This window comes from Streptomyces sp. JLBJ103, from assembly GCF_058215575.1.
This window is the reverse complement of record NZ_CM177089.1, coordinates 5,303,313-5,327,490: the sequence shown is the minus strand read 5'-3', so window position 1 is coordinate 5,327,490 and position 24,178 is coordinate 5,303,313. Positions and strand designations below refer to the sequence as shown.

The 24,178-nt window shown below is 68.4% G+C and carries 21 protein-coding genes and 2 pseudogenes; 10 read left to right on the top strand and 13 right to left on the bottom strand.

Annotated features, from left to right (window positions below):
- Window positions 1-910: 910 nt before the first annotated feature.
- On the bottom strand, window positions 911-1,492 hold the full coding sequence (locus tag AC4BEG_RS23475) for a TetR family transcriptional regulator (RefSeq protein ID WP_490701714.1): 582 nt from the start codon (window positions 1,490-1,492) through the stop codon (window positions 911-913).
- A 151-nt stretch (window positions 1,493-1,643) separates the two neighbouring features.
- Between AC4BEG_RS23475 and AC4BEG_RS23470 the strand changes: the two genes are divergently transcribed.
- Window positions 1,644-2,390, top strand: a complete 747-nt coding sequence (locus AC4BEG_RS23470; protein WP_490701713.1) for an NADPH-dependent F420 reductase — start codon at window positions 1,644-1,646, stop codon at window positions 2,388-2,390.
- A gap of 355 nt (window positions 2,391-2,745) precedes the next feature.
- Here AC4BEG_RS23470 and AC4BEG_RS23465 read toward each other — a convergent pair.
- Window positions 2,746-3,183 (bottom strand): annotated as a pseudogene (locus AC4BEG_RS23465) (IS701 family transposase); the annotation flags it as partial.
- A gap of 281 nt (window positions 3,184-3,464) precedes the next feature.
- Between AC4BEG_RS23465 and AC4BEG_RS23460 the strand changes: the two are divergent.
- Entirely contained in the window at window positions 3,465-3,965 is a 501-nt protein-coding gene (locus tag AC4BEG_RS23460) for a hypothetical protein (protein WP_490701712.1), read from the top strand.
- On the opposite strand, the gene AC4BEG_RS23455 is transcribed toward AC4BEG_RS23460, so the two are convergent.
- Both AC4BEG_RS23455 and AC4BEG_RS23450 read right to left on the bottom strand, forming a co-directional pair.
- Entirely contained in the window at window positions 3,904-4,197 is a 294-nt protein-coding gene (locus AC4BEG_RS23455; RefSeq protein WP_490701711.1) for a hypothetical protein, read from the bottom strand. The genes AC4BEG_RS23460 and AC4BEG_RS23455 overlap by 62 nt on opposite strands.
- Window positions 4,198-4,340: 143 nt before the next feature.
- The gene (locus AC4BEG_RS23450) at window positions 4,341-5,723 is read right to left on the bottom strand and encodes a glycine--tRNA ligase (RefSeq protein ID WP_490701710.1); all 1,383 of its coding nucleotides are present in this window, start codon (window positions 5,721-5,723) and stop codon (window positions 4,341-4,343) included.
- 152 nt (window positions 5,724-5,875) lie between these two features.
- On the opposite strand from AC4BEG_RS23450, the gene AC4BEG_RS23445 reads away from it, so the two are divergent.
- From AC4BEG_RS23445 to AC4BEG_RS23430, 4 genes are all read left to right on the top strand, one after another.
- On the top strand, window positions 5,876-6,907 hold the full coding sequence (locus AC4BEG_RS23445; RefSeq protein ID WP_490701709.1) for a metal ABC transporter substrate-binding protein: 1,032 nt from the start codon (window positions 5,876-5,878) through the stop codon (window positions 6,905-6,907).
- Between the two features lie 20 nt (window positions 6,908-6,927).
- Window positions 6,928-7,836 (top strand): metal ABC transporter ATP-binding protein, encoded by a 909-nt coding sequence (locus AC4BEG_RS23440; RefSeq protein ID WP_490701708.1) that lies wholly within the window; start codon window positions 6,928-6,930, stop codon window positions 7,834-7,836.
- Window position 7,837: 1 nt separating this feature from the next.
- Window positions 7,838-8,710, top strand: coding sequence for a metal ABC transporter permease (locus AC4BEG_RS23435; protein WP_490701707.1), 873 nt, complete (start codon window positions 7,838-7,840; stop codon window positions 8,708-8,710).
- Between the two features lie 73 nt (window positions 8,711-8,783).
- The gene (locus AC4BEG_RS23430; protein ID WP_490701706.1) at window positions 8,784-9,206 is read left to right on the top strand and encodes a Fur family transcriptional regulator; all 423 of its coding nucleotides are present in this window, start codon (window positions 8,784-8,786) and stop codon (window positions 9,204-9,206) included.
- A gap of 210 nt (window positions 9,207-9,416) precedes the next feature.
- On the opposite strand, the gene AC4BEG_RS23425 is transcribed toward AC4BEG_RS23430, so the two are convergent.
- Window positions 9,417-9,974, bottom strand: coding sequence for a GNAT family N-acetyltransferase (locus AC4BEG_RS23425; RefSeq protein ID WP_490701705.1), 558 nt, complete (start codon window positions 9,972-9,974; stop codon window positions 9,417-9,419).
- Window positions 9,971-11,248 (bottom strand): NsdA family TPR-like regulatory protein, encoded by a 1,278-nt coding sequence (locus tag AC4BEG_RS23420; protein WP_490701704.1) that lies wholly within the window; start codon window positions 11,246-11,248, stop codon window positions 9,971-9,973. Before AC4BEG_RS23420 ends, AC4BEG_RS23425 begins: the two co-directional genes overlap by 4 nt.
- A 566-nt stretch (window positions 11,249-11,814) precedes the next feature.
- Here AC4BEG_RS23420 and AC4BEG_RS23415 point away from each other — a divergent pair.
- The 3 genes from AC4BEG_RS23415 (at window position 11,815) to AC4BEG_RS23405 (ending at window position 12,740) form a co-directional block, all read left to right on the top strand.
- A complete protein-coding gene (locus tag AC4BEG_RS23415; protein ID WP_490701703.1) occupies window positions 11,815-12,132 on the top strand; it encodes a hypothetical protein in 318 nt (105 codons plus the stop codon).
- On the top strand, window positions 12,129-12,350 hold the full coding sequence (locus AC4BEG_RS23410; RefSeq protein WP_490701702.1) for a hypothetical protein: 222 nt from the start codon (window positions 12,129-12,131) through the stop codon (window positions 12,348-12,350). The genes AC4BEG_RS23415 and AC4BEG_RS23410 overlap by 4 nt, the downstream gene beginning before the upstream one ends.
- Before the next feature lie 144 nt (window positions 12,351-12,494).
- Window positions 12,495-12,740: a hypothetical protein gene (locus AC4BEG_RS23405; RefSeq protein WP_490701701.1), complete on the top strand. Its 246-nt coding sequence runs from the start codon at window positions 12,495-12,497 to the stop codon at window positions 12,738-12,740.
- Between the two features lie 69 nt (window positions 12,741-12,809).
- Here the strand turns inward: AC4BEG_RS23405 and AC4BEG_RS23400 are convergent.
- The 4 genes and pseudogenes from AC4BEG_RS23400 to AC4BEG_RS23385 all read right to left on the bottom strand — a co-directional run.
- Window positions 12,810-13,271, bottom strand: a pseudogene (locus tag AC4BEG_RS23400) (DUF6531 domain-containing protein); the annotation flags it as partial.
- Complete coding sequence (locus AC4BEG_RS23395; RefSeq protein WP_490701700.1) at window positions 13,255-13,536, bottom strand: hypothetical protein; 282 nt, start codon at window positions 13,534-13,536, stop codon at window positions 13,255-13,257. The gene AC4BEG_RS23395 and the pseudogene AC4BEG_RS23400, both read right to left, overlap by 17 nt.
- Before the next feature lie 678 nt (window positions 13,537-14,214).
- Window positions 14,215-18,498 carry a DUF6531 domain-containing protein gene (locus AC4BEG_RS23390; RefSeq protein WP_490701699.1) on the bottom strand — a complete coding sequence of 1,428 codons (4,284 nt, stop codon included), beginning with the start codon at window positions 18,496-18,498 and terminating at the stop codon, window positions 14,215-14,217.
- A complete protein-coding gene (locus AC4BEG_RS23385; RefSeq protein ID WP_490701698.1) occupies window positions 18,495-18,875 on the bottom strand; it encodes a hypothetical protein in 381 nt (126 codons plus the stop codon). Before AC4BEG_RS23385 ends, AC4BEG_RS23390 begins: the two co-directional genes overlap by 4 nt.
- Before the next feature lie 314 nt (window positions 18,876-19,189).
- On the opposite strand from AC4BEG_RS23385, the gene AC4BEG_RS23380 reads away from it, so the two are divergent.
- A complete protein-coding gene (locus AC4BEG_RS23380) occupies window positions 19,190-19,423 on the top strand; it encodes a hypothetical protein (RefSeq protein WP_490701697.1) in 234 nt (77 codons plus the stop codon).
- Window positions 19,424-19,446: 23 nt separating this feature from the next.
- Here AC4BEG_RS23380 and AC4BEG_RS23375 read toward each other — a convergent pair whose 3' ends face one another.
- The 3 genes from AC4BEG_RS23375 to AC4BEG_RS23365 form a co-directional block, all read right to left on the bottom strand.
- Window positions 19,447-20,283, bottom strand: coding sequence for an isoprenyl transferase (locus AC4BEG_RS23375; RefSeq protein WP_490701696.1), 837 nt, complete (start codon window positions 20,281-20,283; stop codon window positions 19,447-19,449).
- 101 nt (window positions 20,284-20,384) lie between these two features.
- Window positions 20,385-21,131, bottom strand: a complete 747-nt coding sequence (gene recO / locus AC4BEG_RS23370) for a DNA repair protein RecO (RefSeq protein WP_490701695.1) — start codon at window positions 21,129-21,131, stop codon at window positions 20,385-20,387.
- 60 nt (window positions 21,132-21,191) lie between these two features.
- Complete coding sequence (locus tag AC4BEG_RS23365) at window positions 21,192-24,131, bottom strand: NACHT domain-containing protein (RefSeq protein WP_490701694.1); 2,940 nt, start codon at window positions 24,129-24,131, stop codon at window positions 21,192-21,194.
- Window positions 24,132-24,178 lie beyond the last annotated feature (47 nt).

The window sequence follows — 24,178 nt, the reverse complement described above, 5'->3', positions numbered from 1 at the left end:
GCGAGCGTCTCGTGGTCGACGGCGCCCGCGGCCGGGTGGTGTGGCTGTGCATCGGCTCGGCACATGAACCCACACCCCTGCCGAGAAGGACCTGCTTCGTCGTCAGAGGTCGCCGACACGTCGTCCTCGAACCACGTGTCCAGCACGGTGAGCGCCGGAAAAATCTGGTGGTAGGAGTACCGACTGGTGACCTTGGCCTCGGGGTCGTCGCTGACGGCCAGACGCGCCCCAAAATAGAGCCTGCGTGATGTCGTCCGGGGCCCCCGGGCCACCCATCTTGGTGAGCACGCAACCCGGCTCCAGCGCGTTGCTCAGTACGCCCGGCCACAGCCGGGCGCCGACGAACGCCGGGGTGGCGCCGTACAGCTTGCTGTCCGAGTACGCCTGAGGGCCGTTCCACGGCCGACGCTCCCAGTCGAGGTCGAAGGTGTCGCCGCGACCGCCTTGATGCATGCCGCTGCTGAGGTAGACCAGGCGCCCGGAGCGGTGCGTCAGGCAGGTCAGGATGCAGGGGGCGAGCACGTCACGGCGAGGACGTGCGCGTGTCCGTCCTCGCCGTGACGTGCTCGGCAGGCCGATGGTCTGCTTCCTGCTCGACACATCGGCCACGAAGACCGCCCCGCCTCGGGAAGCCGTTCGCGCACTTGCTGCGCCCGGCGCTCACTTCTGGCGTGCCGGTGACGGTGTGTCCCTGCTCGATGAGCAGACGGGCCTCGCCAGACCGAGTCCGTCGGTCGAGCGGTGATGAAAACGCAGGCCATGGACATGCTCCTCCCCGATCTCTGGTGCCGGTGGGCGGCGAGGCGCACGGTACGGCCCTGGCCGAGGAACTGCACTTCAGGCGCGCGGCGAACGTCGGTCCGGCGGGCTGTCTGTGTGGAGCGGTGGCGCGGCGGCGGCCACCGGTGCCTCACCGGGCGGTGAACGCGGCGAAGGCCTCGTCCGCGAGGGTGGTGAGCGGGACGTGGTCGTCGGCGACCCAGTGCTCCAGGGCGATGGTCAGGCAGTCAAGGGCGGCGGCCACCTGCACATGGGAGGCGAGTGCGGAGGTGTCGGGGGAGCGCTCTGCCAGGACGGCGATCAACTGGGGGCGCCAGCCAACGTGCTTCTCCCGGAGCCGGGCGCACAGCGCGGGCGTCTGCTGCACCAGCCGGAGCAGTGAGCGTGTCGCGACGGGCTGCTCGGAGAAGCGGTCGACCACGGGATCGAAGGCGCGGCGCAGCGCGGTCCAGTCGTCCTCGTCGCTGGGCCGGACGCGCAGGGCCTCGGCCATCAGATCTCCAAGCGGGTCGAACTCGCCGAGGACAACGTCCTCCTTGGTACCGAAATAGCGCAGGAAGGTGCTGCGGGACACCCCCGCGGCCCCCGCGAGGTCGTCCAGGGTGACCTTGTCGAAGCCCTCGTCCCGGAACAGACCGACGGCCACCTGCGCCAACTCCTCGCGGATGGCGCTGCGTGCAATGTCCCGGGTCCTCGTTCGCGCTGCGGTCACCCGGCTATCGTACCCGAATTCGAGATTGCCTTGCACTGTAGAAACTGAATTACTATCCTGATACTCAGTATCAGAGAGGTGAGTCAGTATCCGTCGGGCGCGCCCGAGCCGGGTTCGTACCGCACCTCGCACCTCCGGACGGAGCACACACGTGACCAGAACCCTCGGACTCATCGGAAGCGGCATGATCGGCGGGGCCCTCGCCCGCTTGGCCGTCGACGCCGGCTGGAAGGTGGTCCTCAGCAACTCACGAGGCCCCGAGACCCTGGCGGAACTCGTCGAAGAACTGGGTGCCGACGCCCGTGCGGCCACACCGGCTGAAGCGGCGAAAGCCGGAGACATCGTCGTGGTCACCGTCCCGCTGCACGCCTACGACAAGCTGCCGGGCGCAGAACTCGCAGGCAAGACAGTCATCGACACCTTGAATTACTACCCCGAGCGCGATGGGCACATCGCCGCCTTGGACGATGACGAGCTGACCTCCAGCGAACTCGTGCAGCAGCACCTGACCGGCGCCCGCGTGGTTAAGGCGTTCAACAGCATCGGCGCCAAGCAGCTCGCCTCGCTGGCCCGCCCGGCTGGTTCCCCCGAACGCAGCGGGCTACCCATCGCCAGCGACGACACGGACGCCAAGAAGGAGGCGGCGGAGCTGCTGGACGGACTCGGTTATGACGCGGTGGACATCGGCACGCTTGCGGAAAGCTGGCGCAGCGGGCCGAACACGGCGCTGTATTGCCTCCCTTACGTAGGGGGGATGCCAGTCGGCATGACCCCCGAGGAACTGATGCGCTGGGTCTTCGAGACGCCCGGAGTCCCCGTCCCCACCGAACGGATCCGGGACCTGGCCGCAACAGCCGTGCGCGGTCCAGCAGGCTTCTCGCTGAGCGTCTTGCGCTAGTAGTGCTTGGTCAGGTTGATATCGGTATGGGTATGTCTCGGTGGCAGGTGGGGCAGGCGCCGGTCCAGAGGGCGAGGAGTGTCTGGAGCTCGCGGACGACTTGGTAGAGGCTCAGGCCGGCGCCGCGTCTTTGGGGGCCCGGGCCAGTCGCTGGAGGGTGCAGAAGGCGTGGGCGACGGAGACGAGGGTGACGTGGTGGTGCCAGCCGCCCCAGGTGCGGCCCTCGAAATGGGACCACGAACCGGGAGTACATCCGCTTGCAGCCGGAACGGCCCGTGCCGGGCCGGGAGCCCCCCTGCCACTTCTCCACATGACCGACGTCGTCGGGGATACCGCAGGACTGGCGGCGGGCGACCTTGTCCGGATCCGCTTTCGGCGATGCGGGATCCCAGGTCCGATGCAGGAACAGCCTCCAGTTGACTGCTGCCGAGGCGTGATCGGACGCGAGGTGCAGTGAGACGCCCACCTGGCAGTTGGTGACCTTGCCCGCGGTGCCGATGTACTGCCGCGACACGCACGCCGAGGCGTTGCCGTCTTTGAGGAAGCCGGTGTCGTCGAAGATCAGCGCGGTCGGCCGGATCACCGGTTCCATCTTCCAGGCCAGACGGGCACGGATGTGGGCCGGATCCCACGGGCTGGTGGTGATGAAGTGGGCCAGGGCCTGCCGGTTGCCGTCCGCACCGAGCCGAGCGGCCATCGGCTCGACCGACTTGCGTTTGCCGTCGGTCAGCAGCCCCCGCAGATACACCTCGCCCCACCGGCGCTGGTCGTCACGCGCGAACGGCTCGAACACCTCCGCCGCGAACGCCTCCAACTCACCACGCACCGCAGCTATCCCGTCAGGAGTCACTCCTCCTCAACGCCACACGAACCCGAAAGCCACGCAACACCACAACCGACCCGACCAAGCACTACTAGTGACCTGAGGACGGCCCGCGCTCTGGAGCTCAGGCCCGGAAACGGGGTGAAGCCAGTACCACCCCAGGACGGCAACTGCCGTGACCGACAAGGGCGATGGCGCCGACAAAGCTGGTGGGCAGGCCCGATGAGCGGGCCCCGGAAGGAGATCCACTCATGGCCGCCCTGTACGCCACCACCCCGGCCGCCCGCCCCACACCAAGGGCGCGGCTCACCCGCGCGGCCCGGATCCGGCCGGAGTCGGTGCTGTTCGCCTCGGGGGTGGCACTGCTGCCCTGGCTGTATGTGCTGGGAACCACGCTGCCCTCGACGGCCCGGGTCACGCACTGGAACGCCGCGTGGGTGGGCCTGGACGCCCTCCAGGCGCTCGGGCTGCTCACCACCGCGGCGCTGCGCAGACGCCGGGACGACCGCCACCGGCTCACCGCCGCCGCCACCGCCGCGCTGCTCGTGGTGGACGCCTGGTTCGACACGGTGACGGCGGCCCCGGGCGGTGAACTGGCCGCGGCCGTCGCGATGGCGGTCTGTGCGGAGCTGCCGCTGGCCGGGGTGTGCGCGGCGCTGGCGCTCGGCGGGGTGCGGCGGTCCGCCGGGGTCACCCCTGGGACGCCGCCCACCACACCACCACCGCGGCCATCGCACAACACGCCAGCATGATCAGTGCGGTCTGACGGCGGGCGGCGGGGGCGGCGGTCATCCGGGGGGAGCCCAGGGCTCCATGGGCCTGGGCGAGATGGTCCAGGCCCTTGTGGCGGGCGCCGCCGTGGGTGATGCGCTCCTGCCAGTCGCAGTGACGGCAGCCGAGCAGGCGTCTGCGGCCCCGGCCGTAGCCGTAGCGCACCTCGAAGACGGTGCCGTCCTCGCGGGTGGCGGTGATGCGGTGCGTCACGCCTCGCACGGTGTGTGAACCCCCCGTTCCTGCCTGCCGTTCCTGCCGTTCCTGCCGAGCCGACGGGCTCCGGCCCCGCGGCAGTTCGTCCGCGGTGCCGGAGCCCGTCGTGGTGTTCGGTGTCCGCCGCCCGAAGGCGCCGGTCAGCAGCCGATGAGGCGGCCGCCCAGGTAGGACTGGATCTGGTCGAGGGAGACCCGCTCCTGCTTCATGGTGTCGCGCTCACGCACGGTCACCGCGTTGTCGTCGAGGGTGTCGAAGTCGACGGTGACGCAGAAGGGCGTGCCGATCTCGTCCTGACGGCGGTAGCGGCGGCCGATGGCGCCGGCGTCGTCGAACTCGATGTTCCAGTGCTTGCGCAGGTCCGCCGCGAGCCCCTTGGCCTTCGGGGAGAGCTGCGGGTTGCGGGACAGCGGCAGCACCGCGACCTTGACCGGCGCCAGCCGCGGGTCGAGCCGCATCACGGTGCGCTTCTCCATCTTGCCCTTGGCGTTGGGCGCCTCGTCCTCGACGTACGCGTCGAGCAGGAAGGCCAGCATGGCGCGGCCCACGCCCGCCGCGGGCTCGATGACGTACGGGGTCCAGCGCTCACCGGCCTCCTGGTCGAAGTACGACAGGTCCTGGCCGGACGCCTTGGAGTGCGCCTTCAGGTCGTAGTCGGTGCGGTTGGCCACACCCTCCAGCTCGCCCCACTCCGAGCCGCCGAAGCTGAAGCGGTACTCGATGTCGGCGGTGCGCTTGGAGTAGTGGGAGAGCTTCTCCTTGGGGTGCTCGTACCAGCGGATGTTGGCTTCCTGGATGCCGAGGTCGCGGTACCAGTTCCAGCGCTGGTCCATCCAGTACTCGTGCCAGGTCTCGTCCTCGCCCGGCTTGACGAAGAACTCCATCTCCATCTGCTCGAACTCACGGGTGCGGAAGATGAAGTTGCCCGGCGTGATCTCGTTCCGGAACGACTTGCCGAGCTGCGCGATACCGAACGGCGGCTTCTTGCGCGAGGTCTGCTGGACCGCGAGGAAGTTGGTGAAGATGCCCTGCGCCGTCTCGGGGCGCAGATACGCCACCGAACCGGAGTCCTGGGTCGGGCCGAGGTGGGTGGAGAGCAGCCCGGAGAACTGCTTGGGCTCGGTGAAGCTGCCCTTGTTGCCGCAGTGGGGGCAGTTCACGTCCGCGAGGCCGTTCTCGGGAAGCTTCCCGTGCTTGGCCTCGTACGCCTCCTCCAGGTGGTCGGCGCGGAACCGCTTGTGGCAGGAGGTGCACTCGGTGAGCGGGTCGGTGAAGGTGGCGACGTGGCCGGACGCCTCCCAGACCTCACGGGCCAGGATCACGGACGAGTCGAGTCCGACGACGTCGTCGCGCGAGGTGACCATGGCACGCCACCACTGGCGCTTGATGTTCTCCTTCAGCTCCACACCGAGCGGTCCGTAGTCCCAGGCGGCGCGCTGGCCACCGTAGATCTCGCTGCACGGGTACACGAAGCCACGGCGCTTGCTCAGGCTGACGATGGTGTCGATCTTGTCGGCGGCCACGGTGCTCTCTTCATTGTGACGACATTGAGGACGACGAAGCGAATGCTTCAGGTTACCGGCGGCGGCACCCCTTGGATCAAATCGGTTGGCGAAGTGATCGACAGGAATCACTTTGTTGACAATCATTTCCAACTTTGTTGAAAATGGGAGTCATGAACATACGCCGCTCGAGCCCTGCTACAGCCCTGATCGGGGCTGCGGTGCTGGGCCTGACCACGCTCACAGCCTGCTCCTTCAGCGCCGGAGACGGAAGGACGAACGGCAAGCTGGACGTGGTGGCGTCGTTCTATCCGCTTCAGTTCCTCGCCGAGCGGATCGGCGGAAACAAGATCAACGTGTCCACCCTGACCAAACCGGGCGTGGAACCGCACGACCTGGACATCAGCCCGCAGCAGATGGCGAAGCTCAGCAAGTCCGGGCTCGTGGTCTACCTCAAGGGGCTCCAGCCCGCCGTGGACCGAGCCATCGGCCAGGCCGAGCCCAAGCACACCGCCGACGCCGCGTCGTACACCACGCTGGAGGACCACGGTGCGGAGGTCGACGGCCACGACCACGGCGGCGGCGAGGAGCACGAGGGCGAGGCGGACCACGAGGAGCACGGGGACCACGGGGGTGACGAAGACCACGGCGGTCACGGCCATGAGGCGCACGCCGGCGACGCCGCCGCCGACCCCCACATCTGGCTGGATCCCGTCCGGTACGCGGAGGTCGCCCAGGGCGTCGGCAAGGCCCTGGAGAAGGCCGACCCCGACCACGCCGCCCTCTACAAGAAGAACACCGCGACCCTGGTCAAGGAGCTCAACACCCTCGACAAGGACTTCCGCGACGGGCTGAAGGGCCGCACCACCGACACCTTCGTCACCACCCACGCCGCCTTCGGCTATCTCTCCGAGCGCTACGGGCTGCGCCAGGAGGCCATCACCGGCATCGACCCCGAGTCCGAGCCCAGCCCGGCCCGGATGCGCGAGCTGCACTCGATCGCCAAGAAGGACAAGGTCCGCACGGTCTTCTTCGAGACCCTCGTCAGCGACCGGACGGCCAGGACCCTCGCGGGCGATCTCCATCTGAGGACCGATGTACTCGATCCCCTCGAGGGCATCGGGAAGTCGTCCAGGGGTGACGACTATCTCGAGGTCATGCGATCGAACCTGGCGGCCCTGCGGAAGGCCCTGGGCGCCCGATGAGCGATGTGACGGAGGAATCCATGCCCAAGGAATCCCGACCCCGCACCGAGGAATCCCGCGTGCCGGACCCGTCCGGCGCCTCGGGGCTCGCCTCGGGGCCCGCTCCGGGGCCCGACGCAGAGCCCGCCGCGGAGAGTCCCCGGCCCGAGACGTCGGCGGTGCGCTCGGATCCGGTCATATCCCTGCGCGGGGCCACCGCCTCTCTCGGCGGGCGCCCCGTACTGCGCGGTGTCGACCTGTCCGTGCACCGCGGTGAGGTCGTGGCCCTGCTGGGCGCCAACGGCTCGGGCAAGTCCACCGCGGTCCGTTCCGTCGTCGGTCAGGTGCCGCTCAACGGCGGGGAGCTCACCCTGTTCGGCACCCCCGGCCACCGCTTCCGCGACTGGGCCCGGATCGGCTACGTACCGCAGCGCACCACCGCCGCCAGCGGCGTCCCCGCGACCGTCCGCGAGGTCGTCTCCGCGGGGCGGCTGGCCCGCCGCAGGTTCGCCCCGCCGCGCAAGGCCGACCGCGCGGCCGTCCGGCGGGCCCTGGAGCTGGTGGGCATGGCCGACCGCGCCAAGGACCCGGTGGGCGCGCTCTCCGGCGGCCAGCACCAGCGGGTGCTGATCGCCCGCGCCCTCGCCGGTGAACCCGAACTGCTGATCATGGACGAGCCGATGGCCGGGGTCGACCTCGCCAGCCAGGAGGTCCTCGCCGGGACCCTGCGCGAGCAGGTGGCGAGCGGCACCACGGTCCTGCTGGTCCTGCATGAGCTCGGTCCGCTGGAGCCCCTGATCGACCGCGCGGTGGTGCTCCGCGACGGCTGCGTGGTCCACGACGGCCCGCCGCCCAAGGCCGTCGGCCAGCATGCGCTGCCCGGCCATGACCACGTCCACCCCCATGCGGCGCCCGACGCCGAACCGATCCGGACAGGATTGCTGACCTGAGATGCTCGAGCTCCTGACCTACCCCTTCATGCAGCGGGCGCTGCTGGCCGCCGTCCTGGTCGGCATCACCGCACCCGCCGTCGGCATCTACCTCGTCCAGCGCCGCCAGGCGATCATGGGCGACGGTATCGGCCATGTCGCGCTCACCGGTGTCGCCCTCGGCTTTCTGACCGGCACCAACCCGGTGTGGACCGCCGTGGCAGTCTCCGCCCTCGGCGCCGTCCTCATGGAGCTGATCCGCTGGTACGGCAAGACCCGCGGCGATCTCGCGCTCGCGATGCTCTTCTACGGCGGTATGGCGGGCGGCGTTCTGCTGATCAACCTCTCGCCCAACGGCTCCAACGCCAACCTGACCACGTACCTCTTCGGTTCGATCACCACGGTCTCGCAGCAGGATGTGGTGGCGATCAGCCTGCTGGCCGGTTTTGTCATGCTGATCACCCTCGGTCTGCGCCGCCAGCTGTTCGCCGTCTGCCAGGACGAGGAGTTCGCCCGCGTCACCGGGCTCCCGGTGCGCACCCTCAATCTCCTGCTGGCCGTCACCGCGGCCGTCACCGTCACCGTCGCCATGCGCGTCGTGGGGCTGCTGCTGGTCAGCGCCCTGATGGTGGTCCCGGTCGCGGCAGCCCAGCAGGCCACCCGCGGCTTCGCCATGACGCTGGCACTCGCGGTCTCGATCGGGGTGGTGGTCACCCTGTCCGGCACCGTGTTCTCCTTCTACAAGAACGTGCCCCCGGGCGCGAGCATCGTGGTCCTCGCGATCGGCGTCTTCGCCGTGATCACGGCCCTGGCCGCGCCCCTGGCGAAATCGCGCGCCCGGCGGGCCGCGGCGGCCGAGGAGAGGTGCACCCTGAGAGACGATGTACTCGTCTAGTCCTTTGCCACGGCGTTAGCTGGCACAATGGCCGGGCGAAGGCGACGGAGCACGCGAGGTTGAGGAGGCAGCTGTGGCGACCGCGGGTCCCCCAGTACGCGGCCGGTCCACCAGGCAGCGCGCCGCGGTGGCGGCGGCGCTGGACGAGGTGGACGAGTTCCGCAGTGCGCAGGAGCTGCACGACATGCTCAAGCACCGCGGCGACTCGGTCGGCCTGACCACCGTCTACCGCACCCTCCAGTCCCTCGCCGACGCCGGCGAGGTCGATGTGCTGCGCACGACGGAGGGCGAGGCGGTCTACCGCCGTTGCAGCAGCGATGAGCACCACCACCACCTGGTCTGCCGCTCCTGCGGCAAGGCGGTCGAGGTGGAGGGCCCGGCCGTGGAGAAGTGGGCCGACGCCATCGCGGCCGAGCACGGCTTCGTGGACGTCGCCCACACCATCGAGATCTTCGGCACCTGTGGGGACTGCGCGGCGGCGTCCGCCGACGCCTGACGCGCCGGGCGGCCGGACCAGCCCGCCGCCCGGCGGTTCGCTGTCCGGCCCCTCTCAGCGCACGGCCGCCCGGAAGGCCCGCACCGCGGCGAGGTGATCCGCGATACGTGCAGGTCAGAGTGTTGCCGGGGGCGGGCAGCCAGGTACGCGTCGACACAGCCACGGCCCGCCGCTGGAGGGGGCCGCTTATGCCTTGTCGTGCGTGAATGCTCATCCGAGGTTGAACACCATCACGTCATGCAGAGCCGCGCCCTCCCAGGGATAGGCCTCACCCACCTTGCGGTACCCCCACGAGCGGTAAGCGGCTTGAGCTGCCTCCGCATCCGGTAGCACGTTAAGCAGCACGCGATCCTCGTTGCCTCGTGCAAGTAGCGCCTCGTGCAGCCGCCGACCAACCCCGAGTCGGCGCCAGGGCACCCGTACTGCGAACTCCATCAGCCCGAACGTACGTTGCCCGTCTTCTCGCCTGACGTCGGCCGGGACAGGGGTGATCAGGCGATCCCACCAACCAGTTGTGGAACTGAGCGGATAGCCGTACGCGATGCCCACTGGTTCGCCGCTGGGGGTACGTGCCATGGCACCACGAAATGCGGCCTTGCGTACCTGAGAGCGAAAGCGACGGAAGGTCGCCTCTACCGATTCTGGGGTCTCCTCGTACGGTTCCTCAGCAAACACCTCCGCGTAGACGAGCCTGAACGCGGGCTCGGACCGCGCGGCGGCCGGGCCGTCCAAGGCCTCAACGATGATGATCGTCTCTGGCACGGTCACGTGCAGCCCCCTCGCATAGTCTCTTGGATTCGGTCTGAGGCGTCGCGTGCCGCGGTGGCGTCGATAGCGCTGATGGTCTTCTGAAAGTCCCGGATGCGGCCGGTGAGGCGATTGGAAGCGATCTCTCCGCACGATTCGAGTACACCCGCCATCTCGGCGCACGCCTCCTCCAGCTCCCCCGCGGCAAGAAGGGTGCTGGCCAGCTTGGATCTGTACCATGCGGTGTTGCGGGCGTAGCCGCCTCCGAGCCCATCCACAGCAGCGCGCAGGAATGACACTGCACGCCGGGGCTTCCCTGCCCTCGTGTACATGTCCGCCGTGGCGTAGTCGATTTCCACAGGGCCTGCGAACCGCGCCCAATGAGGCACTTCCCCGTTTCCTTCGTCGCGACTCTGGTAAGACAGCGCGCGGCTGAGTGCGCGACGGGCAGCGACCGTATCCCCGGCATGCGTGGTGACATTGGCTTCACGAAGTGCAATCACGAGATGAACGGTCGGCCCGGCTCCGGCCCTGCTAGCCAGGCCATACGCAGTCTCGACTGCCGACGCAGCTTCCCACGCCCGGCCTGCCTTGATGTCGATCAGTACAAGCGTTTCCAGAGCTGAAATCTGCAACAGTTCGTCGCCGATGAGCTGGGCAGCCGTCAGGGCCTCCATCGAAGCCGCGCGTGCCTCATCGACCGGTCCACTGTCGTAGCCGTACCACGCTTGGTTGCTATGTAGCTCTGACAGCATCGCCTGAAGGTCACGACCGATCTTGGCTGTATAGACGGAGTCTTTGAGTGTCCGTGTGAGGTGTTGTTCGAGTTGCCTCGCGCGAGCCTTGGCATGGATCCCACCGGAGCCATGGTCAACCGCGTACAGGTCGGCCAAACGGGCGCGGAGCGCCGCCACGTCACTCAAACCGATATGCGGGCCGTGCCGGTCAGGGAGGAAACCCGCTGCCGCGACCGCGCCCGTACCGGCGACGAATGCTCGACGTTTCACCTCTCCATCGTCACCGATCCGCTGAACGGTTTCGCGCCTGTGTACGGGGACATCGAACCCCATTTCGATAAGCGGAAGACCGAAAATCGCCTCCAACACGGCCTGTTGTCCTGGGTGCGGTAGCGGTGGAGGCGATTCGCTCTCCCACCGTCGAAGCTGGCGGACACTCACTGAAGCATCGACGCCCAGGCGTGCGGCCTCGCGGCCGAACGAGGCGACGAATGTCACTTGCGTGTACCCGGCTTCCTTACGCAGCCGCCCGAGCCTGCTCACGTCTCTACCCGCCATGCTTTTCCCCTTGCGGACGCGGACTCTCTTCTCACCGTAGCCACTTGACCGTCCCTCGACGGCGAAAACGTCCGCCCAAACGTCCGGTCGCCGAGCTCCCACGGATGCCACCGAGGCGGTCCACTGGTGGGGGCATCACAGACCGCCCGCCACGTAAGGACCCCCGCGACGGGCGAACGTCCGGGGGCGTGGCCAACGCTGGATTGGAGCGTCGACATGCTGGACTCTATCGTCCGTGTACTCGTATGGGTGAGGGCGGTTTGCGCGTTACGGCCGTCCGGCCGTCACCGGGCCGTCCCAGTCGTCCCCAACCCGTACCCGGCGCCTTACCGGCCCGTGGTGTCAGCCCTAGGAACCGCGGCCGCCAGGCCCCGAGCGGTCCCCCTGCGCCCGTACAATGACTCCCCAACCCTCGAACTGTGCACGGTTCCCCTGCCGTTGGACGGTGAGGTGCCCGCGCTGGTGCGGCCCTACGTCGCTGCCCACGAGCAGCGGCAGGAACAGCGGCGGAACCCCGGCCCCCGCGTCGAATTGGCCTGTGCCGCGAACGGCATGGCAGGTCTCCGGTGAGCGCCAACAGCCGCACCACGCCCGTCCCGGCCCGTGGCTGTGCTCTGTGCGCAGCGCCCGGGGATTTCGGGCCTCTCGACCCCGGCGAGCCGCGTTCGGGTCTGTGCCCCGCGTGTGTCACGGCGGGCAAGCCCACCCGCGAAGGTCTTGAGAGCGCGGTCGTGATCGTGGCCGGGCAGAGTCTTGCCGCCGCCGAGGCGCTGAGCCTGGTCGCCGCCTCGCCGGTCGAACTGGCCTACCACCTGGGCGGGGTGAAACGGAGTCTGCGCAGCGTGCTCCAGCTCCTCGCGGCCGTCGAGGAGGCGGGCCGGTGAACGCCGACAACAAGGCGTACGGGGGTGAGCGGCCGAGGATGACGATGCGCGTCTACACCGTGGCGCGCGATGGGGTCGTGACCGCCCGTCGCGCGATGGTGGCCGTCCTCGTCGGCAAGGACAGCACCGTCCCCTACGGGCTGGGGCAGGCGTGGCCGCCGTGTCAGTGTCCCCGCCACCGCGACCACAACAGTGCCGGCGGCTACCGGCGGACCTGAGACGGCCATCCGCCCCGAGCCTCTTTGCCCCCGAGGGGGCGGACGGCCCCTGGGCCCCGGTCCCCGTGCTCCCCCGTGGCAGACGACCGGGGCCACCCCCGAACACCCCCGCTACGACGAACGACCGAACGGAATACCACCCCTGTGATCTCACACATCACCATCGCCCGGCACGACGCCCGCTACGACCACCACGCGGAGCAAGCCGTCCTGCCCGTGACCGTCCACCACCGCGACGGCCACACCGAACCCACCCGCCTGGTCATGAAGCCCGGACAGGTCGAGCTGTACATGATCCAGCTTGAACAGATCATCCACGCGCGAAGGAACGAGTGGAAGCAGGACCGGGAAGCGACCGGGACAGTGAACCAGCCCGCGCACCGAAGGTAGGCCACCCAAACGCGGATCGCCGAACCCCCACGACCAACGCGCTCTCGCTCAAGCAAAGGCACATCACATGGTCTGCTCGGCCAGGCGGGTGTCGTCCCACGTGAAGGCCACCGTTTCCGCCACCGTGTTGTCCTCGGCCAGGCGTTGTTTGGATATGCGGCGGCCGAGGGGGTCGTAGGTGTAGCGCCAGTGTTCGCCTTCGGGATTGACCGCCTCGGTCAACCGGTCTTCCGCGTTCCAGGTAAAGGTCCAGGTCCGCGTCTGGCCGTTCAGCAGTTTTCGGGTGCGGCGGGTCAGGCGGCCCTGGGTGTCGTGTTCGTATGTCGTACGGCCCGCGCGGTGGATGATCGTGCCCGCGAACTCCCGGTCGCCGGGCGACTCGTGGGCCGGGGCGGTGGCATGGGTAAGGTTGCCGAGGGTGTCGTAGGCGTAGGTCTCGGTCCAGCCGTGGGCATGGACCGCCGTCACGCGGCCAACCGGGTCGAGGTCGAAGCGACGGGTACCGGAGGTGAGTTCACGGATCTCGGTAGAGGTCGCGTGTGACGGCTTCGAACAGCTCAGGTGTTGAGATCTCGAACAGGAACTGCGTCAGCAGGTCCTCGTGGCCCTCATCAATCTCCACGTCTTCGCGAAAGTGCACAGTCTGCGCCCAGTGGGAGAGCTCGCTGGGCTCGACCGAGCCCTCCACGGCTGCTTCCAGCGCGGCCGTGACGGTACCGCGGTCGAGGACGCTGGCCGGTGACGCCGGGTCGAAACGGGCACGTATTACTGATTGACCTTGGAGATTCAGGTCCATATCTACCATCCCGCCAGGAGCGGATACTCATCAAAGGCGGCCCCTCCTATAGAGGAGACTTCACACCAGCAGTGGTCTGACTTCTGGCGATTCTGCCGTGGCGGTGCGACGCACATATCACACAACTACCCCATCGACATCAGCGCCGGGCACCGACGTTTGATCAGGATCTGTGACGCCGGAAGCTCGACAGCTCGATACTCCAGATATCTCCTGTGCCCGGGAACGTGCCACGCTGATGCCCAGCCTCTCCGATCACTTGAACAGTCACATTGGAATCGCTCACGTAATACTCTTCGTACTCCCCCTGCACTCCAACGCAATCCACACGAGTCACCGGAGAGATGCGCTCCAACTCCCGCCTTACACCTTCCCAAGACACATAAGGCGAGAATTCAACCCCAGGATCCTCACGGAGCATTTCGATCAAATCTGAAGAAGTCGCAAACCGGTGTATTTCGATCTTCACCCACCTACAAACCCAGTCCGACGGATTGCCGAATGTAGCCTCAAGGACACCATAGTCTCGCCGCAGAAGCTTCCCATTTTTTCGCCCGTGATAAGTGTCCGTGTGCGCCCAACCGATTGCGTCGTCAAACCTGGCCAACGACTCCCCTGGGCCGACCGCCAGAAACTTCCCAGACTTCAACGCGTTGGCGAGAAGCTGATTCCCCGTTGTCACATTTTCTCCAATGCCTTTATCAGGAAGTGCATTTCAGCCGCCTTGTTCTGCTCATTTCCCCAGTTATGATCATTCATGTGCTCCCTAGCGGACCGCGCCTTGGCGATCAGGTCTTCCCTAAGTTCAGGGCTTGAGTGCACGGCGTCGAGTACCCGCTTTACGCTCCTCTCAGAGGCCATGCCCGTACTCATCCTAATTCCCTCTGCACCAATTTTACCGTCGCCCGTTGGGAAGACTCTCACTTCATCCTTCCCAAGGTGTAGATGTGCCCCCTTCGTTGCCCAGTCGGAGTCGACTGCGGAAACCCGAATGTCCTTGCAGCCCGCCAGACCGAGCACATCCATCCACACTCGGGGATCGATGACGTAGGCGTGGTGGTTGGGCGCCGGGGCGAGGCCAAGAGGGTCGGGGGTGGTGTAGCGGGCGGTTTCGGGGTCGTAGTGGCGGAAGTAGTTGTAGTAGAGGCCAGTTTCGAGGTCGGCGTATTGCCCGGGGAAGCGGAGGGGGCAGTGGGCGGCGTCCGGGCCGATCGATGAGGGGAAGTCCATTCCCCAGAGCGAGGTGCGGTGTTGCCAGGCCAGTTCGCCGTCGGGGGAAACCAATTCTGTTGGGGTGCCGACGAGGTCGGTGACGATCGCGTGGAAGCGCGTATGGAGTTCGACGTCGTCTACGCCCGTGAACTTCTCGACCAGCGACGCACCGGGTTCGCGGGACAGGGCCGTGCGGTCGGTCTGGGACAGGGGGCGGTGGGTGCCCGGGGCGTACTCCCAGGTGGTGACCCGGTCGGCATGCGTGGTCTGCTCGGCCAGCCGGGTGTCGTCCCACGTGAAGGCCACCGTTTCCGCCACCGTGCTGTCCTCGGCCAGGCGTTGTTTGGATATGCGGCGGCCGAGGGGGTCGTAGGTGTAGCGCCAGTGTTCGCCTTCGGGATTGACCGCCTCGGTCAACCGGTCTTCCGCGTTCCAGGTAAAGGTCCAGGTCCGCGTCTGGCCGTTCAGCAGTTTTCGGGTGCGGCGGGTCAGGCGGCCCTGGGTGTCGTGTTCGTATGTCGTACGGCCCGCGCGGTGGATGATCGTGCCCGCGAACTCCCGGTCGCCGGGCGACTCGTGGGCCGGGGCGGTGGCATGGGTAAGGTTGCCGAGGGTGTCGTAGGCGTAGGTCTCGGTCCAGCCGTGGGCATGGACCGCCGTCACGCGGCCAACCGGGTCGAGGTCGAAACGGCGGGTACCGGAGGTGAGTTCACGGATCTCGGTCAGGTAGCCGTCGACGCGGTAGGCGTACGAGCGGTGCTGGAGGAGACGGTCGGCGGCGCCGGCACCGCCAGTCAGCGTCTGGGTGGTGAGGCGGTCTGCCTTGTCCCAGGTCTGGGCCAGGGTCACACCCTCGCCCAGGCGGCGTTCCGTTTCCCGGCCCGCCGCGTCGTAGGTGAAGGAGAGGGATCCTGCGCCGTTGTCGACGTCGGTGGGGCGGCCTGCCTCGTCGTACGTCCACTCGGACACGATCCCGCTGGGAGTCGTGCGCCGGACTCGGCGACCTGCCGCGTCGTACGCGTACCGCGTCGTACGGCCGTTTACCTTTTCTGACAGCACTCGGCCCAGCGCATCGCGCTCGATGCTCAGCTCGGCGTCCGGGTTGGCCGCCCGGGTCAGCTGACCCATGGGATTGTAGGCGAAGGTCGTGACTTCGCCCGCGTCGGTGCGTTGTTCGACAGTGCGGCCCAACGCGTCGCGGGTGAAGTGAAGGGTTTCGTCCGCGCCGTTGGTACGGGTCAGCAGGTTTCCGGCCGCGTCGTGGGTGTAGGTGAGGGTGCGGCCGTTGAAATCGGTCTCGGCTGTGAGACGGCCCGCCGGGTCGTAGGTGTAGGTCCAGGTCAGCCCCTGGGGATTGGTGACCTCGGTCAGCCGCACCTCGGTGTCGTACGCGAAGGCGTACGTCGCTCCGTCGGGGTCGGTACGGGTCGCGGGGACGTCGAAGTGGGTGAAGGTGTGGTGGGTGGTGTGGCCTGCGGGGTCGGTGTGGCTGCGGAGGTTGCCTTCGCCGTCCCAGGTCCAGCTCTCCCGCCTACCGTCGGCCTCCTCACGCCACGCGGGCTTACCCTCCATGGTCCACCCCATGTGGACGCTGTGGCCCAGGGGATCCGTCGCCTCCACCACGCGGCCGAAGATGTCGCGATGGGCGGTGGTGGCGTGGCCCAGCGGGTCCACGACCGCGATGGGCAGTCCGGCCGCGTCACACGTGATGCGGGTGGTGTGGCCGAGAGCTTCGGTCACCTCGGTCAGATGGCCGTGGTCGTCGTACGCGTAACGGGTGGTCGCACCGGCCGGGTCGATGGTCGCCAGGAGGTTTCCGGCCTGGTCGTAGGCATGGCGCCAGGTGGTGCCACCCGGCTCGGTGACCTCCACCGGCCGGCACAGCTCGTTGTAGGTGGCGCGGGCTTCGCCGCCGTCAGGAAGGGTGACGGTGGTGAGGTTGCCGATCTCGTCATACGCGTAGCGCGTGGCCCGGCCCAGCGGATCGGTCACCGAGAGCCTGCGGTGGCCCCGGGCGTCCCATTCCGTCCGGGTGGTGTGGCCCAGGGGGTCGGTCTCCTCGATCACCTGACCGTCGGTGTTGTGGCGGAAGGTGGTGCGGTGGCCGAGGGAGTCGGTGTAGACCGTGGTCCGCGCCTCGTCGTCGTACGCGAGCGAGCCGTTGAAGACACCGTCGCTGCCCTCCGTGCGCACCACGCGCCCGGCCGGGTCGTAGACATAAGCGAACGAGGTGCCGTTGCGGTCGGTCCAGGAGGTGACACGGCCCTCGTCGTCGTAGGTGAAACGCAGGGGCTCACCGCTGGAGTTGATGACCTCGGTGAGGTTGCCCGCGTCGTCGTAGCCGTAGCGCATGACGACCGTACCGGCCTCGGCCGCGCCGCCGCTCGCCTCGTAGATCGAGGGCGCGTGGTCCAGCAGGCGCAGCGCGGTGACCCGCTCGCCCTCGGTGTCGACGGCCACGTAGTAGCCACCGGAGTGCCGGACCGCCGAGGGCACCCCGTTCGCGGCGCGTTCGATGTCGATCCGGGCGCCGTTGCGGTCCTCGATGCTCTCCAGCGGCAGATACACCGCCCCCGGCTCCTCCGTGGCGGCAGCCCGGGTGAAGGTGCGCACCACACCGGATTCCGGGTCGGTGACGGTCATGACACCGTCGGGCTCACCGTCCCACTCCAGCGGCCAGCGGGCGCCCTTCTTCGGCAGCACCGGTGCTCCGGCCTCGGGCACCGGATACACCAGCCGCATTCCGTCCGCCGCGGCGAAGACCACGCCCTCCGCGTCGAGTTGCACCCGCTCGTCCAGCAGGCTCACCCACGTCGGGCCGAAGTGCACACCACCCCGGTACGAGGACACATGCGTGCGCTCGAAGACCAGCGGCAGCGAACCGGGAAGCGTCAGATCGGTCTGCTCCATCAGCATCGCGCCGGTCGCGACGTCGATCGGCTCGCCCACCCGCGGACACGCCTTGGACCCGCGGCACGCGGCGCCCTCTTCGATCAGATTGGGGCGGATCGAGGGGACCTTCGGGGGCCGCAGCATGAGCGGCACCCGGCTCTTCGGGAGCACACCGGGCTTGAGCACACCGAACCCGGCACCGAAGATCCCGCCGTCGATCATGCCCTGCTTGGCGGCCTCGTTGACCTCCTCCAGGCTGAAGCCCTTCTGCTGTCCCAGGGCGATCTTCAACGGCTGGGCCACCGCCGCGTCGATGGTCACCGACAGCACGCTGGTGAAGACCGCGCCCGCCAGCATCTCCGCGGCGATGACGGCGACCGCTTCCTCCACCGCGATGCCCAGGCTCGCGGCCATGGCGATGATCTCCGCCGCCACCCCCTCGGAGGCGCCCCCGGTGAAGACGGCCAGCAGCCCGCCGCCGACGAGTGCGATGGCGTCGATGCTGATCTGGGTCCACAGCTTCTCGATCGCGTCGTCGACGGTGTCGGCGAACTTGTCCAGTGCCTTCGCCATCTTGCGGGCGGACTTGGCAAGATTGCTCAGCCAACCCTCGTCCTTGCCCTTGGCGTAACGCCCCCAGAAGATCTCGAAGGCATCGATCCCCTCACCCTCGTTGTGGTGGATGAGCGTCGAGGCCGCCTTGTTGGTCGCGACCCGCACATCGTCCACACTGCCGGCGAACGTCCGCCAGGCATCGGCCGCGTTGCGCAGGGTGCCGGAGTTGGCGTCCGGCCACCACATGCCGAGCTTCATGAGGAGGGCCTTGGCCTTCTCCTCGATCTCACTGCCGACGCTCACCGGTGACCGCCCTTGCCGTGCTCACCACCGTGGCCGGAGCCGTGCCGCTTGATCTTGGTGAACATGCCCTCGATGAGCTCGTCGTTGTCGACATGACCGTCCGCCATGTCCTGCATGGCCTCGTGGATGCTGGTCAGCCCCAGGACGAGGATCCCGGCCGCTCTCTCGATGTCTTTCTGGTGCGGCTTGTACTTGTTCCCGAACTGCTTGCCGGGCTTGTCGTCCCCCCACGGCTCCCCGTAGCCGTCCAGCGTGGTGATCAGCGTGGTCAGCGCCTCGCTCAGCTTGATCGCCTGATGGTGGAACGTCGGTGAGGCCGCCTTGATGTCCGCCACCTTGATGTCCAGGACCTTGCCCTTGGCGTGCCCGGCGCTCACGCGACGCCCCCCTTGTGTATTTTTTGGCGCAAAGCCTCCAGGATACGTCGGGTTGACCATGCCCCGTTCAATCACGGTTCTATGGTGGGTAAAGACTTCGCCGACTGATTGCATAGGGAAATTGACAGGACGTCAGTTCTCACAGAGATGCACTGCCCCTGACCGACGTCGTACTGCCGCCCGAGAAAGCCAAGATCCCCAAGTACCCGCTCCCCAACATCCCCGGCACCCCCCGCTACCGGACCGTCAGCGAGCTCGCCGACGACCTCGCGGCGGCGGTCGGCTGTGCCGACCGGGCGGAGCGGTCGGCACAGGTGCTGACCTGCACCACGGGGAAGGACACCGGCTCGCCCAACTGCGCCGCCCTCTCCCTGCACGCCTCCCACGCCGACCGGAACGCGACACTGCGCGAGGCCATCGCGTACAAAGGTGTGCCCGCGACCCTCGTCACGGCCGGCAACTGGACCGTCAACCTCTGCGACTACGACCTCGGTTCACGCGTCGCCAAGGCTCTCCACGGCACGGTTGTCTCCTACAACGGAAGCTGATCGCCGGGCGGCGCGCCCGGTGCTCAGGCGGGCTGGTTGCCCTCCTGCTTCGGCTCCTGCTCGTTCGGGATGGCGCCGCCGAAGCGGCGGTCGCGGGAGGCGTACTCCACACAGGCGCGCCACAGGTCGCGGCGGTCGAAGTCCGGCCACAGCACGTCCTGGTAGACCATCTCGGCGTAGGCGCTCTGCCAGATCAGGTAGTTGGAAGTGCGCTGTTCGCCGGAGGGGCGCAGGAAGAGGTCCACGTCCGGCATATCCGGGTAGTAGAGGTACTTGGCGAAGGTCTTCTCGTTCACCTTCGAGGGGTCCAGCTTGCCCGCCCGGATGTCCTCCGCCAGCGCCTTCGCCGCGTCCGCGATCTCGGCGCGGCCGCCGTAGTTCATGCAGAAGTACATCGTCATGGCGTCGTTGTCCTTGGTCTGCTCCTGGGCGACCTGGAGCTCCTGGGCAACGGACTTCCACAGCTTCGGCATCCGGCCCGCCCAGCGGATACGGATGCCCATCTCGTCCATCTCGTCGCGGCGGCGGCGGATGACATCGCGGTTGAAGTTCATCAGGAAGCGGACCTCGTCGGGGGAGCGCTTCCAGTTCTCGGTGGAGAAGGCGTAGAGGGAGAGGTTCTTGACCCCCATCTCCAGGCAGCCCTTGAGCACGTCGAGCACCACGGCCTCGCCGACCTTGTGACCCTCGGTGCGGGGCAGGCCGCGCTCCTTGGCCCAGCGGCCGTTCCCATCCATGACCACGGCCACATGGCCCGGCACCAGCTCACCGGGGAGCTTGGGCGGCCGGGCGCCGGAGGGGTGGGGGTCCGGGGCCCGGTACTCGCGTCGCTGTCGGCCCAGAATCCCGCGTCGTGCCATGCCTGCCACGTCTCCTCGTCCGTCGTTCCTGTAGGTCCTGTAGGTCCTGTACTTCTGTCTGTCGTCCGGCTCCGCTGAGCGCCGACGTGCCGCCGCGGCGGCTACTTCTCCACGTACCGCAGCGACCGGAGCCCGCGCTCCAGATGCCAGTGCAGATACGCCGCCACCAGCCCGCTGCCCTCCCGGGCGTGCCGGAGCTCACACGCGTCCGCCGTCTCCCAGTCCCCCGTCAGCAGCGCGCCCAGCAACGCCAGCGACTCCGCCGAGGGTACGACGCTTCCGGGCACCCGGCACTCCCCGCAGATGACACCGCCCGCGCCGACCGAGAAGAACCGGTTGGGGCCGGGCATCCCGCACTGCGCGCAGTTGTCGAAACTGGGCGCGTAGCCGTTGACGGCGAGCGAGCGCAGCAGAAAGGCGTCGAGGACAAGATGCGGTTCGTGCTCGCCGGAGGCGAGGGTGCGCAGGGCGCCGACGAGCAGCAGATACTGCTGGACTGCGGGCTCGCCCTCGTGATCGGCGAACCGCTCGGCGGTCTCCAGCATCGCGGTACCGGCGGTGTAGCGGGCGTAGTCGGTGACGATCGAGCCACCGTACGGAGCGATGGTCTCACTCTGTGTGCACAGTGGTAGTCCGCGGCCGATCAGTTCACCGCCGCGTGCGAAGAACTGCACATCGACATGGGAGAACGGCTCCAGCCGGGCCCCGAACTTCGACTTCGTCCGCCGCACCCCGCGCGCCACGGCGCGCACCCGGCCGTGGTGGCGGGTGAGCAGGGTGATGATCCGGTCCGCCTCGCCCAGCTTCTGGGTGCGCAGCACGATGCCGTCGTCGCGGAACAGACTCATGGCGCTCATTCTCCCTCAGCGGGACACCTGATCGAACCGCCCCGGGCGCTTTCGACGGGATCAGGCGCGGACCAGCACGATCGCCTCGGAGGGGGTGGTGAGGCCTTGGGCACGGCGTTGCAGCAGGAGAATGCGCGCGGCGACCTGCCGATAGACACCGGCCACCACGCGGTCGCCCATCAGTCGCTCCGCGACGGCCGCCACGGTCAGCGCGGCGAGCCGGAGGTAAGGGCCTTCCGTGGGGTCCATGGCACGTGGTGCGTCCGTCAGCGTACGGGCCCGATCGGCGAGGTCCCCCGCAACAGCGCTCAAGATCGGTATGGCCCACCCCGGTACGCCGGGTGAGGTGGGGCCGCACAGATGGCCAAGCCAGGTGGTGGCCAGAGTGGCAAGATCGTCCCCGTAGACCGGGAAGGTGGGGTCGCCGACACGGCCCCGCAGTACCGGCGCGACACGTTCCGCGAACGAAGTGGGCCGCAAGCTGAGGAGGGATCCGCCCTCGGGCTCGACGAGAAGGTGCAGCAGCGCCACCATGCGGGCAGCCGTACCGGCTGGTTCGGGAATGCCGATCTCGGCCAGTCCATCAGCTTGAACGCGTGCGCGGACGTCGGGGCTGCTGAGGTCGATGCGAAGGTCTCCGGCCGTCCGGAGCACGACCTCAGCCCTCTCGTACCCGACATCGCGTGCCATGCGACGGGTGCCTTCCCGCACATGATCGATGAGGGCCTCGTAGTCCCCGGAGCGACGGCCGAAGTCGACATGCAGATGGAGAGTATGGGCCAGCGCGAGATTCCCCAGCCCCAGGATCACCTCGTCGCCGGGGCTCCAGCCGAGCCACGGCCCGGACGCCGCTCCCGCCGGAACCACCCAGGGATGCTCCACTCCCTCCGGCACCCATAGCGACAGGAGCACATTCGAGGTGTTCGCGCACCACACCGTGCGCCGGTCCAGCCCGGTCACCAGACCGAACGCCCCGTCCACCGCCTCCTCCTCCAGCGGCAGGCGATACGCGTCTCCGTCCGGCACAACGGAGTTGACCCACTCCACGAACTCCTTCGCCTCCGTCTGGGTCGTCCCCACGGCGATGTCGTCCGCCGCGCCGTCCGTGAGACCGGGCGCACCCGGCCGGCCGCGTTCCTCCGTGAAGAGCTGGTAGATCCCCTGGGTCACCGGGTGCGCACAGGCCACGGCGGTCTCCCCGAGGCGTACGGTCTGGCGCAGTGCGCGCATCACCGTGATCGCCGTCATCAGACGGCGCCGGGGAGAGCCGACCGGCTCCTCGAGCGACTCCTCGCGCAGGGCCTCCAGCCGTCGCGCCACCTCGGGGGCGAACTCCGTCGCATCCGCCTCGCAGTCGAAGGCCAGGGCGAGGGCCCGGACGGTTCCGGAGCCGAGACATGCCTCGACCACCGGGGCCGGGTCCTCCAGGGCCGCGTACAGCAGGGTGGTCTCCCGCCACCAGTCCTCGTCCACCTGGCCGACCAGGACGTCGACGAGACGGCGGTGCTGGATATGGAGGGCGGCCAGATGTTCCTGGAGGGTGAGATGGGCGAAGGCGTACAGCCCCCGTTCGCGTTCGATCAGTAATCCGCTGACCACGATGGTGTCCAGGAACTCCTGGGAGGACATGGTCGAGGAGACCCGGAAGAGGACCGGCCGCAGGACGTCCGACGCGTACTCGCCCCGGATGTCCCGCATCCGGTCGTTCATCATCACAAAGGCCAGCTCTCGGAGGACGACCTCCTTCTTGGCCCCGTTCAGCTCCTCCGATGGCGCCGCCGTCCCGCCCTTGGCCTCCTGCCGCCGCCACAGCAGCACCTCGCAGATTTCGCGGTAGAGCTCGGCGCGGCTGCGCGGCAGGGCGCCCCGGTAGCGGTGGACGTTGGCGATCATCGTCAGCAGCAGCGGGTTGGCGGCGAGGTCGTACAGGACGGACCGGGCGCGCAGCCGGTTCAGCAGGTCCTCGGCGCCCTCGCGGGCGCGGTCGGCGACCGCCGCGTCATCCGCGCCGGTGCTCAGCCGCTCGATCGCGCGGTACCAGCCGTGGACGAAGCGCCCGATCTGCTCGCCGGTGAAGCGGCGGATCTGGAGCACCCGGGCGCGGTTCACCGGTGCGCCCTGGTAGCCCTGCGGCCGGGAGGTCAGCACGAAGTCATTTGCCTCGTACTGCTCGATCTGCCGCTCGACCCAGCGGGACACCTTCCGCCGCTGCTCCTCGCGCGCCACCTCGTCGAGACCGTCCAGCAGCACCGTGCAACGCCCCTGCTGGAGCCGGGCGTTGAACCACTCGGGCGGTTCATCGCCGCGCAGCCGCCCCAGCGAGGCGCCGATGACCTCGGGGAGCGTGATCGCGGGGTTCGCGGTGATCGCCTCGGCGTGGTCGCGTAGGAAGAGCAGCACCGGCAGATCGCGCCCACCGCGCCCGCGGTGCTCCTTGGCCAGCCCCAGCGCCAGATGTTTGAGCATGGTGGTCTTGCCGGTGCCGGGAAAGCCGATGACGGCGAGGGCCGCGCCCTCCGGTCCGCCGAGGAAGTCCCGCACCGACTGCCGTACGGGGACGGCGCCGCCGTCGGTGCCCGCCAGCGATTCGCGCGACACCTGGTGTGCCGAGCGCGGCATCAGGCTGACGTCGACGAAGACCTCCTCGAGCCCCGGGGTGTAGTCCCCGCGCGTCGCGAGCCCTTTGAGATCGATGAAGCGATGGTGGCTCAGCACATAGGCGCGGTAGTCGCGTTCGAAGCGGGAGACGCGCCACTGGAGCCGCCGGTCGACCGCGTCGGCGACCCGCTCCACCCACCGGTCGGCCACCTTCCCGTACACCTTGACCAGGAACGCGACACCTGCCAGCAGGGCCGCGTACGCCAGGAACAGCAGCAGTGAGACGCCCGGATGGCGGCTCACGGAGGACCAGAACCTGGCCCCCAGAACCGCGGGCGGCACCAGGCTCGCCGCCGCCAGCGCACCGCGTGTCAGTAACTCCGCGCCCTTGCCGTCCGCCACAGTTCTCCCCCCGAGAAGCCCGTGACGTTCCGTTATAGCGTAAACAC